Source organism: Mesorhizobium sp. M0227 (assembly GCF_040321855.1).
Taxonomy (GTDB): Bacteria; Pseudomonadota; Alphaproteobacteria; order Rhizobiales; family Rhizobiaceae; genus Mesorhizobium.
Genome location: NZ_JAMYSJ010000004.1, coordinates 258,437 through 271,862, shown reverse-complemented (window position 1 = coordinate 271,862; position 13,426 = coordinate 258,437). Strand labels below are relative to the sequence as shown.

12 protein-coding genes are annotated in these 13,426 nt (G+C 62.0%); 2 read left to right on the top strand and 10 right to left on the bottom strand.

Annotated features, from left to right (window positions below):
• Positions 1-40: 40 nt before the first annotated feature.
• The 3 genes from NKJ00_RS08730 to NKJ00_RS08720 form a co-directional block, all read right to left on the bottom strand.
• Positions 41-1,468 carry an amidase gene (locus NKJ00_RS08730; protein ID WP_352609677.1) on the bottom strand — a complete coding sequence of 476 codons (1,428 nt, stop codon included), beginning with the start codon at positions 1,466-1,468 and terminating at the stop codon, positions 41-43.
• 88 nt (positions 1,469-1,556) lie between these two features.
• Positions 1,557-2,591, bottom strand: coding sequence for an extracellular solute-binding protein (locus tag NKJ00_RS08725; protein WP_128305861.1), 1,035 nt, complete (start codon positions 2,589-2,591; stop codon positions 1,557-1,559).
• A 508-nt stretch (positions 2,592-3,099) separates the two neighbouring features.
• Positions 3,100-3,264 (bottom strand): hypothetical protein, encoded by a 165-nt coding sequence (locus NKJ00_RS08720; protein WP_164748845.1) that lies wholly within the window; start codon positions 3,262-3,264, stop codon positions 3,100-3,102.
• A 282-nt stretch (positions 3,265-3,546) separates the two neighbouring features.
• Here NKJ00_RS08720 and NKJ00_RS08715 point away from each other — a divergent pair, with 282 nt between their 5' ends.
• Both NKJ00_RS08715 and NKJ00_RS08710 read left to right on the top strand, forming a co-directional pair.
• Positions 3,547-4,320 (top strand): NAD kinase, encoded by a 774-nt coding sequence (locus tag NKJ00_RS08715; RefSeq protein ID WP_023812117.1) that lies wholly within the window; start codon positions 3,547-3,549, stop codon positions 4,318-4,320.
• A gap of 202 nt (positions 4,321-4,522) precedes the next feature.
• A complete protein-coding gene (locus NKJ00_RS08710; protein ID WP_352439940.1) occupies positions 4,523-6,112 on the top strand; it encodes a DEAD/DEAH box helicase in 1,590 nt (529 codons plus the stop codon).
• Positions 6,113-6,185: 73 nt separating this feature from the next.
• On the opposite strand, the gene NKJ00_RS08705 is transcribed toward NKJ00_RS08710, so the two are convergent.
• The 7 genes from NKJ00_RS08705 to NKJ00_RS08675 form a co-directional block, all read right to left on the bottom strand.
• Positions 6,186-6,791 (bottom strand): hypothetical protein, encoded by a 606-nt coding sequence (locus NKJ00_RS08705; RefSeq protein ID WP_352629451.1) that lies wholly within the window; start codon positions 6,789-6,791, stop codon positions 6,186-6,188.
• A 227-nt stretch (positions 6,792-7,018) separates the two neighbouring features.
• A complete protein-coding gene (locus tag NKJ00_RS08700) occupies positions 7,019-7,669 on the bottom strand; it encodes a YiaD family glycine zipper/OmpA-like lipoprotein (RefSeq protein WP_013531371.1) in 651 nt (216 codons plus the stop codon).
• 176 nt (positions 7,670-7,845) lie between these two features.
• On the bottom strand, positions 7,846-8,214 hold the full coding sequence (locus NKJ00_RS08695) for a GFA family protein (protein WP_352629448.1): 369 nt from the start codon (positions 8,212-8,214) through the stop codon (positions 7,846-7,848).
• A 158-nt stretch (positions 8,215-8,372) separates the two neighbouring features.
• Positions 8,373-8,750, bottom strand: coding sequence for a hypothetical protein (locus tag NKJ00_RS08690; protein ID WP_023812122.1), 378 nt, complete (start codon positions 8,748-8,750; stop codon positions 8,373-8,375).
• A 286-nt stretch (positions 8,751-9,036) separates the two neighbouring features.
• Positions 9,037-9,456 carry a GFA family protein gene (locus NKJ00_RS08685; protein ID WP_127291381.1) on the bottom strand — a complete coding sequence of 140 codons (420 nt, stop codon included), beginning with the start codon at positions 9,454-9,456 and terminating at the stop codon, positions 9,037-9,039.
• A 78-nt stretch (positions 9,457-9,534) separates the two neighbouring features.
• Positions 9,535-10,666 (bottom strand): peptide chain release factor 2 gene (gene prfB, locus NKJ00_RS08680; RefSeq protein WP_127272597.1). Its coding sequence is split into 2 segments (ribosomal slippage): positions 9,535-10,599 and positions 10,601-10,666, totalling 1,131 coding nucleotides; the frame shifts between segments, so codons are not numbered across the junction.
• Between the two features lie 118 nt (positions 10,667-10,784).
• The gene (locus tag NKJ00_RS08675; protein WP_352439937.1) at positions 10,785-13,241 is read right to left on the bottom strand and encodes a penicillin-binding protein 1A; all 2,457 of its coding nucleotides are present in this window, start codon (positions 13,239-13,241) and stop codon (positions 10,785-10,787) included.
• Positions 13,242-13,426 lie beyond the last annotated feature (185 nt).

Here is a 13,426-nt window from a genome sequence, read left to right as displayed (position 1 = left end):
GCGGATCAAGCACCGGTGCGGCAAGGGCCGCAGCGCCCTGTTATAGCGACGGGCGCGTTTCGGCGTTTGTGTACCACTGCCCCTTGGCCGTCTCATAGGCCATGGCCGCGCGGAAAACATCGGCATCGCAATAGGTGCGGCCAACGATCTGGATGCCTGTCGGCACGCCGCTTGCCGCCCGGCCCGAAGGGATGGACAGAACCGGACAACGGCTCATCATGTTGAACGGCGTCGTCATCACCCAGCCAAGCGACGGGTTCACCTGCTTGCCGTTGATCTCGACCGTGCCCGTGGTCTGATCGAACTCCGCCGGCACGGAGGGAAGCGCGTTGGTCGGGCAGACCAGCACATCATAAGTCTCAAGCAGCGGCCCCAGCGTCTGGTACATCCTGGCCGCCACATCGAGGGTTCCGACAAAATCCGTGGCTTTGGACTTCTGCCCGTCCTCGGCGAATTGACGTGCATAGGTCGTCATGTCCTTGCCGTGCTCCTTGAGCAGCTGCGACAGCGAAGCGCCGAAGAGATGTTCGAGATAGGCCATGCCCGCCCTGAGCACGTCGTCGCCCCAGCCCAGATCGACTTCCTCGACCGTGGCGCCGAGCGAGCGGAACACGTCGCAGGCGGCAAGCGTGTTCTTGCGCACATCGGCGTCCACTTCGAAAGAACCGAGGTCCATCGAGAAAGCAATCTTCCAGCCCTTGATCGGCTTGTAGTCGCTGGGCAGGCGCAGTTTGGGGCGCAGCGTGGCGATGTCGAGCGGGCTTGGCCCGGCCATCACGTTCTGCAGCAGGATCGCATCCCCGACGTTTCGTGCCAAAGGTCCGGTGTGGCAGTAGAAATCGAGGTTGAACGGCGGCTCGTCCGGATTGCGCCCGTAAGGCGGCTTGAAGCCGACAAGACCGCAGGCCGACGCGGGAATGCGGATCGATCCGGCAATGTCCGAACCGGTGGCGATCGACGACGTGCCGGATGCCAGCGTCGCCGCGGCACCGCCCGACGAACCGCCGGGTGTGAAATCCGGGTTCCACGGATTGCGCGTCACGCCCCAGCGTTTCGACCAGGTATAGCCGGCGCAGCTGAATTCAGGCGTCGCTGTGCGGGCATGGACAATGCCTCCGGCCTTGATGATGCGCTCGTTCATCGTCGAGGTATGGCCGCCTATCGCATCCCCGGACAGCAGCGAGCCGTGCGAGGTCGGCTTGCCCTTGATGTAGCTCTCGTCCTTGATGCCGATCGGCAACCCCTCGAGCGCCCCGGTCCGGGCGCCCCTGGCGTATTTCGCCTCGGCCTTCCCAGCCAGGTCCATCGCCTCGTCGAAATGCGTGAAGGTGAAGCAGTTGATCGTCGCCTTGGTTGCCTCTGCGCGGCGGATGGTGGCCTGCATCAGTTCGACAGGCGAAAGCTTCTTCGCCTTGAACAGCCGCAGCGCCTCGCTGGCCGGCATGTAGCAAAGGTCGAGATCGGTCATGGGAAGTCTCCTGCGATCTGCGCATCGCGTTTGGCATGGACGGGAGATGACCGCGCCGCGTGCAGCGGCGCGGAGAACGCGGGTCAGGTCATTTCTGCAGGTCGGTCCAGATCTTCGTGTAGAGCGCCTGCACATCCGGCGGGCAGGCCTGCATGAACTGGCCCTTGGTGGCGAACTCAGCGGGGATGTTCACTTCCGGCGCGGTCTTCATGTCGTCGGGCATGAAGGCTTCCGAGCCCTTGATGCCGTTCGAATAACGCGCAAAGGCTGAGATCAGCGCCGCATTCTGCGGATCCATGATGAAGTTCTGGAACAGCTTGGCGTTGTCGATATTCTTGGCGTCCTTGAGGACAGCGACATTGTCCATCCAGATCGGATAGCCTTCCTTGGGATAGCCATAGACGATCTTGTCGTTCTCAAGCCGCTCGCGCAGCGATATGCCGTTCCAGTTGACGCCCGCGGCGATGTCGCCCCTGCCCAGGCCATCGACGGCCGCATAATCGAGCGAAAGCCATTTCGCCTTCGCCTCCACCAGCTTGTCATGCACCTTCTTCAGCATCTGCATGTCGCTGCTGCAATATTTGCCACCCTCGTAGGCGATGGCGAGGAACATGATGTCACCCATTTCGGGTACGACATTGATCTTGCCGACGAGTTCGGGGGGTGGGTCGAGGAAGATCGCCGATGTGTTCGGGTCGCCGGCATAAACCGACTTGTTCACCGAAATGCCGGTCGTGCCCCACTGCCATGGAACGGTATATTTACGGCCTGGATCGAATGGAACATCGACCCATCTGGGATCGACGTTTTTGAAGTTTTCCATCTTGTTGGGATCGGTCTCCAAGAGCAGACCTTCGCTGATCCAGACCGGCACGACGCTCGCCGAGGGCACGACGATGTCATAGCCGGAGGCGCCCTGCCGGACCTTGGCCAAGGCGGTGTCGTTGGAATCATAGTCGGTGACGGTGACCTTGACCTTGTAGGTCTCTTCGAACTTCTTGATCAGGTCGGGGCTGGTGTAGTTGCCCCAATTGTAGATGTTGAGCTCGCCTTCGGCACGGGCCACGCCCGTGACAGTCAGCAACGACAGGCCGATGGCCGTCGCGGTCAGTTTCCAGTTCATGCTGCATGCTCCCATTGTTGGGACCGGCGGCACTACGGCCCCAAGTCCGTTTCCTGCTGACGAAAAGATGGCCGCGACAATGCCGATCGACGGCACGAGAAAGGCCGTCGACATCGCATTTGCGGCGCGCCGGCAACGGCAAGCCGCATGGCAGTCAAGATATTCCCCCCTTTATTGTGGCCATTCACCGGCTGGAACCCGGCTGTCCAACTCAATTCTCGACCTCAGGAATAACTATGACTAAACATACAGTCAATATCTTATCGTGGATACGGCCATGGCTCGCCCATTGATGCGCCCGATGCGGTGGTGACTCAGTGAGCAGCCAGGAAAGAGGTTTAGCCGCGATGCCGGACGCGTCAGGCCGTTGAGGCCGAAATGCTCGCGGCCGCAATTCGCGGTGGCCGACCGGCCACTGCTTTTAAGGAGAGAAACTGCCGCGCGATGTCGCGCACCGAAGCGGCCGCCAATGCCGCCGGTCATCCGAAAGGATGATCAGGTTACAGCGCTACAGCGCCCTTTGCGGGCATGGCGCTCCGGCTGCATCGCCACAGCGCGACGCCGTGGGCTGCGGCCGGAAGCTCGTCTCTTCGGACTGGCGCACCAGTTCGGCAAAGAGCAGCGCGAAGCTTCCCAGCATCAGAAAGACGATGATCAGGCGTGTTACCGGCAATATGTCGGCCTCGACTGGCTAGCCCCCACGCCACCCATCCACTGCCGGCTAACATGACCGATCCGGCTTTACGAGACTTTAAGGCCGGTCTTAACCATCACATTCGCGTAGCCTTTGACATGATACGCGAACGGCAAGCCCGCATCCGCCGTCCTGCGGCCGCCTTGCCATCCGGCATGGGTCGCATCCGGGATGACAGCTCCCTTTGCAGACGTACCCCGCCCATGCTACCCCGGCGCTGGCGCGGCCCTGCCGCTGCCAATCGGTCGTCATCGGGGAGCCATGAGCAAAGCCGCCAGCCGCATCGCCTTCGTCTCGTCCGACACCGCTGACGCCAAGACGGCGCTGGAAAGCCTGTCGGCGCGCTATGGCCAGTCTTCCGTCGAGGAGGCCGGGATCGTCGTTGCCCTTGGGGGTGACGGCTTCCTGCTGCAGACCCTGCGCGACACGATGGGGACCGGCAAGAAGGTCTACGGCATGAACCGCGGCACCATCGGCTTCCTGATGAACGAGTATCGTTCCGGTGGCCTGACGGAGCGTCTCGAAGCCGCCGTCGCCGAGACGATCCGCCCGCTGGAGATGCTGGCCGTGACCTCGGAAGGCGAAACGATTTCGGCACTGGCGATCAACGAGGTGGCGCTGTGGCGTCAATCGTACCAGACAGCCAAGATCCGCATCACCGTCGACGAACAGGTACGGCTTGAGGAACTGAACTGCGACGGCGTCATGATCGCAACCCCGGCCGGGTCCACCGCCTACAATCTTTCGGCGCACGGACCGATCCTGCCGCTCGACGCGCCGCTGCTGGCGCTGACCCCGGTCAGCCCGTTTCGCCCGCGCCGCTGGCGCGGCGCGCTGCTCTCCAACAAGGCGACCGTACGCTTCGACATCCGCGAGCCGGAAAAGCGGCCGGTGAACGCCGCCGCCGACCATACCGAGGTCAAGGCGGTGACCTCGGTAACGGTGCGAGAATCACCCACGGCGACAGCAACGTTGTTGTTCGATCCCAATCATTCCTGGAACGAGCGTATTCTCGCCGAACAGTTCCGCTATTGAGCCGGCGCTGCGGCCGACAGGTCGATTAAGCATCCCGATTAAGGTTACAACTTCACAATCGTGCCATTGCTGCCCGTTTCTGTTGACAAATCGAGGGCTTGCTCCTAATTGCAATACCAATCTTGCAGGCGCGTGGCGCTTGCCGCGACAGACGCCATTAGACGCCGTTGCGCTTCCCCGAACCAGCCAAAGACAACAACACTTGTCCTCAGACACCACGACCGCTCAAGAAGCGTTGACCTTCGCAGACCTCGGCCTGTCGCCGAAGGTCCTTTCCGCAGTCACCGACGCCGGCTATACCCAGCCGACGCCGATCCAGGCTGGTGCGATCCCACACGCCTTGCTCGGCAAGGATATTCTGGGCATCGCCCAGACCGGCACTGGCAAGACGGCTTCCTTCGTGCTGCCGATGCTGACCCGCCTCGAAAACGGCCGAGCCCGCGCCCGTATGCCGCGCACGCTGATCCTGGAGCCGACGCGCGAACTCGCCGCGCAGGTCGAAGAGAATTTCATCCGATACGGCAAGAACCACAAGCTCAACATCGCGCTCTTGATCGGCGGTGTCTCATTCGACGAACAGAACAAGAAGCTGGAGCGCGGCGTCGACGTGCTGATCGCGACGCCCGGCCGCCTGCTCGACCACCGCGAGCGCGGCAAGCTGTTGCTCAACGGTGTCGAGATCCTCGTCATCGACGAAGCAGACCGCATGCTCGACATGGGCTTCATCCCCGATATCGAGCGCATCTGCGAGATGATCCCGTTCACCAGGCAGACGCTGTTCTTCTCGGCGACGATGCCGCCGGAAATCACCAAGCTGACCGAGAAATTCCTGCACGCGCCGGTGCGCGTCGAGGTCTCGAAGGCAGCATCCGCGGCGACCAACATTATCCAGCGGCTGGTCAAATCAGGCTCCAAGCCATGGGACAAGCGCGAGACGCTGCGCAATCTGATCAAGGCCGAAGACGCGGAGCTGAAGAACGCCATCATCTTCTGCAACCGCAAGGTTGAAGTGGCGGAGCTGTTCCGCTCGCTGCTGAAATATGATTTCGACGCCGGTGCGCTGCATGGTGACATGGACCAGCGCGCGCGCATGCAGATGCTGGCCAATTTCCGCGACGGCAAGCTGCGCTACCTCGTCGCTTCCGACGTCGCCGCGCGCGGCTTGGACATCCCCGATGTCAGCCACGTCTTCAACTATGACGTGCCGATCCACGCCGAGGACTATGTCCACCGTATCGGCCGTACCGGCCGCGCCGGACGCTCCGGAAAATCCTTCACCATCGCGACCAAATCGGACACCAAATACATCGATGCCATCGAACGTCTGATCGGCAACAAGATCGAGTGGCATGACGGCGACTTGTCGACGGTTGTTGCCAGCGAAGGCGGCGAGGATGATGCTCCGCGCCGTGGCAAGGGCGCACCGCGCCGCGCCGGCCGCAAGGACGACGATCGCGGCAGGGAAAAGGGCGGCGAGCGCAAACCGCGCGAACGCCACGCCAAGCGCAGCGAAGACACGGCACCGGAAACAGTCCGCGAGGATCAGCCGGTGGCCGAGGCCGCAGCCGCCGACGTCGGCGAACGGCGCTCGCGCAAGGAAGCGATCCGTTCGGAAAACACCGAGCGCAAATCATCCGATCGCAATGAACAGCGCGCACCGGAACGCGGCGACACGAGGCCGCAGCGCGACAACAGCCGCCCTGCCCGCCAACGACACCAGGAAGACAACGATTCCACCGTCGGCTTCGGCGATGACATGCCGGCCTTCATGCGGATCGTCGCCAAGGTCTGATTCCCGACCGCTTCAAAGGCAAGCCAGCCATCCGGCTTGTCTTCTCGGCAAAGGTTCCTGCCTGACTCGCCCGTTACATCGGCCCAGGCATCATCTTGGTCGGTTTTTCCAGCATCGGAAACTCGGCCTTGTTGCATTTCACGTTCGGATTCGTCGGACTGAACATGCCGTTCGGATTGTCCCCGAGCCAGGCATGCAGGTCGTAGTGGACGAACTCCTTCGGGATGAGAGGGTAGTGCCCCTCCATAGGCCCCATGAAGGTTTGGCCAAACAGCTTCGGGGGCTCCTTGATGTCCGGCGTCAGAGGCACCAGCCATTCCACGCCCACCAGCCGCAAGCCCTTCTTGGTCGGTTCATAGATCAGCACATTGGGGTGCATCGGGTCGAGCTTCTGGCCGACACTCGGGACATTGACGAAGTGGATACCCATGGCGCCCTTCGGGTAGTCCATCGCACCCGCTATCTTTTCTCCGCTGTAGTAGACGCAGCCGACCGTCGACAGATAGAGGTCGCGGACGGCGACGGTGTAATCGTCATATTTGGCGAGCGATTTTTTCAAGGCTTCGATGTCGGCCTTGTTGGCGTCCTCGGCCCGAGCCGAAGCAACGTTCAGCCACGCGCCCACCAAACCTGTCAAAACGAGGACGCCGCAGCGCCCAAGGCTGGCTGTTCTTGTCATGCATTCCTCCCAGATTTCTGATCTGGCCGTGCAAGACCGAGGCGGAAAAATGCTGATTGCGCGGCCAGTGACACCGCCTCATCCCCTCAGGAACAGCGATGATGCTATTCCTTTCCATAGCTGCGGGAAAGCTATATTTTAGCAATAGCTAATCCAACAACGCCAGTATCCGTGCAAACAAAAACGGCCCCCCATGGGAGCCGTTTCGCATTGGTTTGCCGTGCAAATCAGGTGAGCGGCGACAGCTGGATCTCGACGCGGCGGTTCTGGGCGCGGCCTTCGGCCGTGGCATTGGATGCGACCGGGCGTGTCTTGCCGAAGCCGGTGACTGCGAAGCGCCGCTGATCCACGCCCTGACCGGACAGATAGTTCGCGACCGCCAAAGCACGACGCTGCGACAGATCGAAATTGTGCTGGTCGCCACCGGTCGAATCGGTGTGGCCGAACACGTCGACCGTGGTCTGCTTGAACTTCTTCAGCACCAGCGCGACAGAGTTCAGGACCTGGTAGAAGCCGGGCTTCACCGCATCCTGATCCGAGTTGAAGGTGATGTCGGACGGCATGTTGAGGATGATCTGGTCGCCGCTGCGGGTGACGCTGACACCGGTGCCCTCGAGCTGCCGGCGCAGTTCGGCCTCGTTCTGGTCCATGGTGGCGCCGATGGCTCCGCCGGCCAGCGCGCCGATGCCGGCGCCGATCAGTGCGTTGCGGCGGTCATTGCCGCCGGCAAGCAGGCCAAGGCTGGCGCCCGCCAGGGCGCCAAGGCCGGCGCCGGCCGCCGTGTTGGAAATCTTCTGGTCGCCCGTATACGGATCAGTGGTGGTACAGGCGCTCACGAGCACAGCCGTCGCCACGACGACGAGCACAGTCTTTTTCATAGGATAGTCCCTCTCCAAGTCACGCCTTGCGGTGGCGCCAAATCAGCCCTTCCCGCGACTTGTACCACGAATTGCGGCGAAAAGCGGAATGGCGAAAGCGCCGCTCACGGCTTTTCCGGAGAGACCAATACCCGGCGGTGGCGCCGCATCGCCGTGCCGGAATGGTTTGGATCAGGCTACCAGAGGTTCTTGCCGTCTATGATCACCACTTCGACCTTGTCGAGATCGAAATCATCGAACAGCCGCGAGTTGACGCTGATCTTGGGATTGTCGAAATCCGGCTCGCCAGTCGACCAGTCCGGCGTTTCGGTAAAGGTGCCGCAGCCGCAGGTGGCGCAAAAACCGTGCTTTACGGTTCTCGAGCCCCAACGGTAGAAAGAGACGTTCTCCATCGGGCTGGTGAGCTTGAATTGCGAAGGCACGTAGTAGGCCCAGAGCGAGCCGCGCTTCGAGCAGAAAGAACAAGTGCATTGCGTCACCGTCTGCGGTGCCTGCGAAACCTCGAATGTCGTCGCCTTGCAATGACAGCTTGCCTTGATGGTCATCAACGAACTCCTCCTGTCGCCCGCCACCCTGTGCGGCAAAGGCACCATAAAGAGGTGCTCCTGACAACTGTCTGTCAGCAGGCATCACCCTAATCGCGCAAACCCGGCCTGCGGCCCCGGTCACACGCGACCGCGGACGTCCGACCGCCGTCCTGTCGTCAATAGGAGCGCGGCGGCACGAACAGGCAGATTGTCTTGCCGGCGTCGAGGCCCGCTTGGTGCGCGCACCAATGGAACTCGCCGTCCGGGCTGTCCTTGACACGCTTGTCGGTCATTGGAACGATCTCACCCGTGCCGGCGATGACATAGCCCTCGGGTTTCTCCAGCACTTCGCCTGTATGGGTCGTGCGACAATCATAGTTGGCGCAGCATGCGAACGGATAACTCCAGCCCTGTGGCTTTGCCGCCGTGGGCGTGGCGTCATGCGCGAAGGCAGGTGCCGTCAGCATTGCCATCGCGCCGATCGCGAACAGGGAAAACAAAAGTCGGCCAGCCGGTTGAACGGCATTGGCCGATCTGAGTGTGGCAGCAGACATGACGCGTTCCTTTCAAACGAGCTCAAGCGTTTCGCTTGCCCGTTCCCGGAACGTATCTTCCCAGTGGCCGGATCGTCGGGTCGCAGATATGCCGCGTCCGGCCATAAATGCTTTTTCTCTCCCAGCCCTTGGATGCTGGGCTGATTCCTTGGTCGGCGCAAGACGATGCATTCCCGACATCGTTCTATGGACGTCAGGTATCCGCTACCGCCGACGAGATGAGGCCAAGGTCAATTCCCGGCAAACGGGCGTCGGATAAACGGAATAGGCCCGCTGTGGTTCCAGCCTACTGCTGGTCAGAGCCGGCAATCACGTGCTCTTGATACTGCGGCAGGTCATCGGTGATGGTGAACCAGCCCGCCTTCGAACCGACGAAGATGTGCGCGGTCGGGCGGATGGATGGGTCGTCGACGAGGGTTCCCATGGCGACATGGACATAGGCCCCGTCGCGCACGAGCGAATAAAGCAAGGAGCCGCACCGGCCACAATGCGCGTTATGGCCGCTTTCGTCGCCGAAGATCAGGAGCTTGTCCTCGCCTTCGGTGAGGACAAGCTTTTCACGCTCGATACCGGCGAAAGGCTTGAAGGCCGAACCGGTGGTGCGCCGGCAGTCCGAACAATGGCAATTCGCGGCATAGATGAATTCGTCAGTGACCTCGTAGTGAACCGCACCACAGAAGCACTTTCCGGTGAGCTTGCTCGGCAACACACTCCTCCGTCGCTGTGGTGCGCAGGGGTATGTTCAGATTGAGGTCAGCTAACCTCACCTGAACATGGACATATCCTAATCCAGGTCTGCTACGGCTTCGCCCGCGCCGCCCTCGATGCGCTGCGACAACGAGGCTTCCATGAAATCGTCGAGGTCGCCATCGAGCACGCTCGACGGGCTGGTGCTCTCGACGCCGGTGCGGAGATCCTTCACCAACTGGTAGGGCTGCAGCACATAGGAGCGGATCTGGTGACCCCAGCCTATATCGCTTTTCGACGCTTCGGTGGCGTTTGCAACCGCCTCGCGCTTTTTCAGCTCTTCCTCGTAAAGGCGCGAGCGCAGCATCTCCCAGGCCTTGGCCTTGTTCTTGTGCTGCGAACGTTCAGCCTGGCATGCGACCGCGATGCCGGTGGCCAGATGCGTGATGCGCACCGCCGAATCGGTGGTGTTGACGTGCTGGCCGCCCGAGCCTGACGAGCGATAAGTGTCGATGCGAACATCGGATTCGGAGACGTCGATCTCGATCGTGTCGTCGATGACCGGATAGACCCAGACGCTGGCGAAGGACGTATGCCGGCGCGCATTGCTGTCATAGGGCGAAATACGCACCAGGCGATGAACGCCCGATTCCGTCTTCATCCAGCCATAGGCATTGTGGCCTTTGATCATCAACGTGGCGGACTTGATGCCGGCCTCTTCGCCGTCATGCATTTCCAGCACCTCGACCTTGAAGCGACGGCGCTCGGCCCAGCGCGTGTACATGCGCAGCAGCATCGAGGCCCAGTCCTGGCTTTCGGTGCCGCCGGCGCCGGCATGGATTTCGAGATAGGTGTCGTTGGAATCTGCTTCACCCGACAGCAGCGTCTCGACCTGGCGGGCCTTCGCCTCGCCTTGCATCGAGCGGATCGCGGCTTCCGCCTCGGCGATGACGCCCTCGTCGCGCTCTTCCTCGCCGAGCTCGATCAGGCCGATATTGTCTTCCAGCGCCTGCGTCAAGCCTTTCACCGAGGCGATGCCCTCCTCGAGGCCCTGGCGTTCGCGCATCAGCTTCTGCGCTTCCAGCGGCTCGTTCCAGAGGCTGGCGTCCTCGGCGCGCACATTGAGGTATTCAAGCCGCTTTATGGCCTGATCCCAGTCAAAGATGCCTCCTCAGCAGGGTTATCGCCTGCCTGATCTCGTCGACAATATTCTGCGTTTCCGCGCGCATGGCTGGCTGTTCTGTCCTGTTTGCTGAAGTCGGTCGGCGCGATACATAGGCAGGCCGCCGCCGGCTGTAAAGCAAAATGGGCTGGCGCCAAGGCCAGCCCATCCGCTCCTGAAAATCGTCAGTAGAGGCCGCCGCCGCCGGACTGGATGGCTTGATTGGCCTGCGGCGACAGCGCGCCACCGGTGGCATTGGAGCCGTCGGCGCCCATGCCGATCACCCAATAGCTGTCGGCGGGACCGGTGCCCGGCTTGAAGGCTTCGATGATGGTTCCGGGATCGCCCGATGCGGCACGCATGCCGGTCTTGCGGTTGATGGCAACCAGGTTCATGCCTTCGGGCACCTTGAAGTCGACATTGGGCGTGCCATCCAGCGCCACCCGCATGAAGTCCTTGAAGATTGGTGCTGCGAGACCACCGCCGGTGGCGCCATGGCCGAGGCCGCGCGGCGTGTCGTAGCCCATGTAGAGGCCGACGACGAGGTTGGGCGTGTAGCCGATGAACCAGGCGTCCTTTTCGTCGTTGGTCGTTCCGGTTTTGCCGGCGATGTGGCGGCCGAGTTCATTGATGGTGGCGCCGGTGCCGCGCTGCACGACGCCTTCCATCATCGAGGTGATCTGGTAGGCGGTCATCGGATCGAGCACCTGCTCGGAATTGTCGACCAGTTCCGGCTCCGGCTGGTTTTGCCATTCAGGCGCATTGCAGCCCTGGCAGCCACGTTCGTCCTGCTTGAACACCGTCTTGCCGTAGCGGTCCTGGATGCGGTCGATGAGCGATGGTTTGATCGATTTTCCGCCGTTGGCCATGATCGAATAGGCCGACACCATGCGCATCACGGTGGTTTCGCCGGACCCCAGCGCCATCGGCAGGTAGGGCGCCAGATGGTCGTAGACACCAAAGCGCTCGGCATATTCGACGACCAGCTTCATGCCCATGTCATTGGCAAGCCGCACCGTCATCAGGTTGCGCGACTTCTCGATGCCGGAGCGTAGGGTCGCCGGACCGGCGACGGTGCCGTCATAGTTCTTCGGCGTCCAGCTCGTGTTGCCGCTCTGGATCGTGATCGGCCCGTCCATGATCACCGAGGCCGGCGTATAGCCATTGTCGAGGGCGGCCGAATAGACGATCGGCTTGAACGAGGAGCCCGGCTGGCGCATGGCTTGCGTGGCGCGGTTGAATTCGGACTGCGCGTAGGAGAAGCCGCCGACCATGGCCAGCACGCGGCCGGTGTGCGGGTCCATGGCGATCAGGCCGCCTTCCACTTCGGGCACCTGGCGCAGGCTGTAGGCGCCATCGGCACCATCGTTTTTCTGCACGAAGATGACGTCGCCCGGCTTCAGCACCTCCGCCGGCGACTTGGCCTTGACGGTCTTGCCGGCAACCACATGGCGCATGGCAAAACCCATGTCCTCCTTGCTGATGGTGCCTTCGACGCGCTCCTTGACGATCTCGCCCGACGCCTGCCGTGCCGGCTGCAGGCCGATCGACAGCCCGGTCGCCGAACTGTCGAGCACGACGGCGAGCGACCATTCGGGGACATCCTCCAGCCCCTTGACGGCGCCAAGCGGCACGCCCCAGTCGCCCGAGGCGTCGATCGATGTCACGGGCCCGCGATAGCCGCGCAGCGTGTCGTATTTCATCAACCCGTTCTGCATCGATTTGCGGGCAATGAGCTGGATCTTCGGATCGAGCGTGGTGCGGACGGAGAGGCCGCCTTCGTAGAGCGCATTCTCGCCGTAGCGGGCGATGATCTGGCGGCGCACCTCTTCGGTGAAATACTCGCCGGCGAACAGATAGGTGCCGCTGCGCCGCGGCGTCACGCCCAGAGGCTCGGCCTTGGCCTTGCTGCCTTCCTCACGCGTGACGTAGCCGTTCTCGACCATCTGGTCGATGACCCAGTTTCGGCGCTCGATCGCGCGATCGGCATGCTTGAAAGGGTGGTAGTTGTTCGGCCCCTTGGGCAGCGAGGCCAGGTAGGCGGCCTCGGCCACGGACAGTTCGTTGACCGACTTGTCGAAATAGGTCAGGGCCGCGCCGGCGACGCCATAGGCGCCGAAGCCGAAGAAGATTTCGTTGAGGTAGAGCTCGAGGATGCGATCCTTGGGATAGGCCTGCTCGATGCGGAAGGCGAGGATCATCTCCTTGATCTTGCGCTCGTAGGTCTGGTCCGAGGACAACAGGAAGTTCTTCGCCACCTGCTGGGTGATCGTCGAGGCACCGACCTGACGCCGGCCCGAGCCGAGATTCTGCAGGTTGACGATGATGGCGCGGCCGAGGCCGGTCACATCGATGCCCGGGTGGTTGTAGAAATTCTTGTCTTCGGCCGACAGGAAGGCCGCCTTGACGCGGTCCGGTATGGCCTGGATCGGCAAATACAGGCGCCGTTCGCGCGCGTATTCGGCCATCAGCGCGCCGTCAGACGCGTGGATGCGGGTGGTCACCGGCGGCTCGTATTTGGCCAGCACCTCGTAGTCGGGCAGATCCTTCGACAAATGGCCGATATAGATGGCAACGCCCGCCGCGACCAGAAGGGCCAGCGTCGTGCCGATGCCGAAAAAATAGCCAATGAGACGAATCATACCCGCTCCAGTCCTTGGTTCGGGAATTTCCTAAACGAAGCCGCCTTTCGCGCAAGCTTTCGAGCCGGTCCCAATCCGTAATCGAAAACCCTTGTCGCCGCCATGTGGACAAAATACGGCAATGCCTGATTTCGCGGTCGCGAGCCGGAAATAAAAGCATTGGGTGTTGTCGTCGCGCAACGCCG

Bases quoted from the DNA above. Each gene is read 5' to 3' on its own strand.
- NKJ00_RS08730 (WP_352609677.1), bottom strand. From the start codon at position 1,468: ATGACCGATCTCGACCTTTGCTACATGCCGGCCAGCGAGGCGCTGCGG.
- NKJ00_RS08725 (WP_128305861.1), bottom strand. From the start codon at position 2,591: ATGAACTGGAAACTGACCGCGACGGCCATCGGCCTGTCGTTGCTGACT.
- NKJ00_RS08715 (WP_023812117.1), top strand. From the start codon at position 3,547: ATGAGCAAAGCCGCCAGCCGCATCGCCTTCGTCTCGTCCGACACCGCT.
- NKJ00_RS08705 (WP_352629451.1), bottom strand. From the start codon at position 6,791: ATGACAAGAACAGCCAGCCTTGGGCGCTGCGGCGTCCTCGTTTTGACA.
- NKJ00_RS08700 (WP_013531371.1), bottom strand. From the start codon at position 7,669: ATGAAAAAGACTGTGCTCGTCGTCGTGGCGACGGCTGTGCTCGTGAGC.
- NKJ00_RS08695 (WP_352629448.1), bottom strand. From the start codon at position 8,214: ATGACCATCAAGGCAAGCTGTCATTGCAAGGCGACGACATTCGAGGTT.
- NKJ00_RS08690 (WP_023812122.1), bottom strand. From the start codon at position 8,750: ATGTCTGCTGCCACACTCAGATCGGCCAATGCCGTTCAACCGGCTGGC.
- NKJ00_RS08675 (WP_352439937.1), bottom strand. From the start codon at position 13,241: ATGATTCGTCTCATTGGCTATTTTTTCGGCATCGGCACGACGCTGGCC.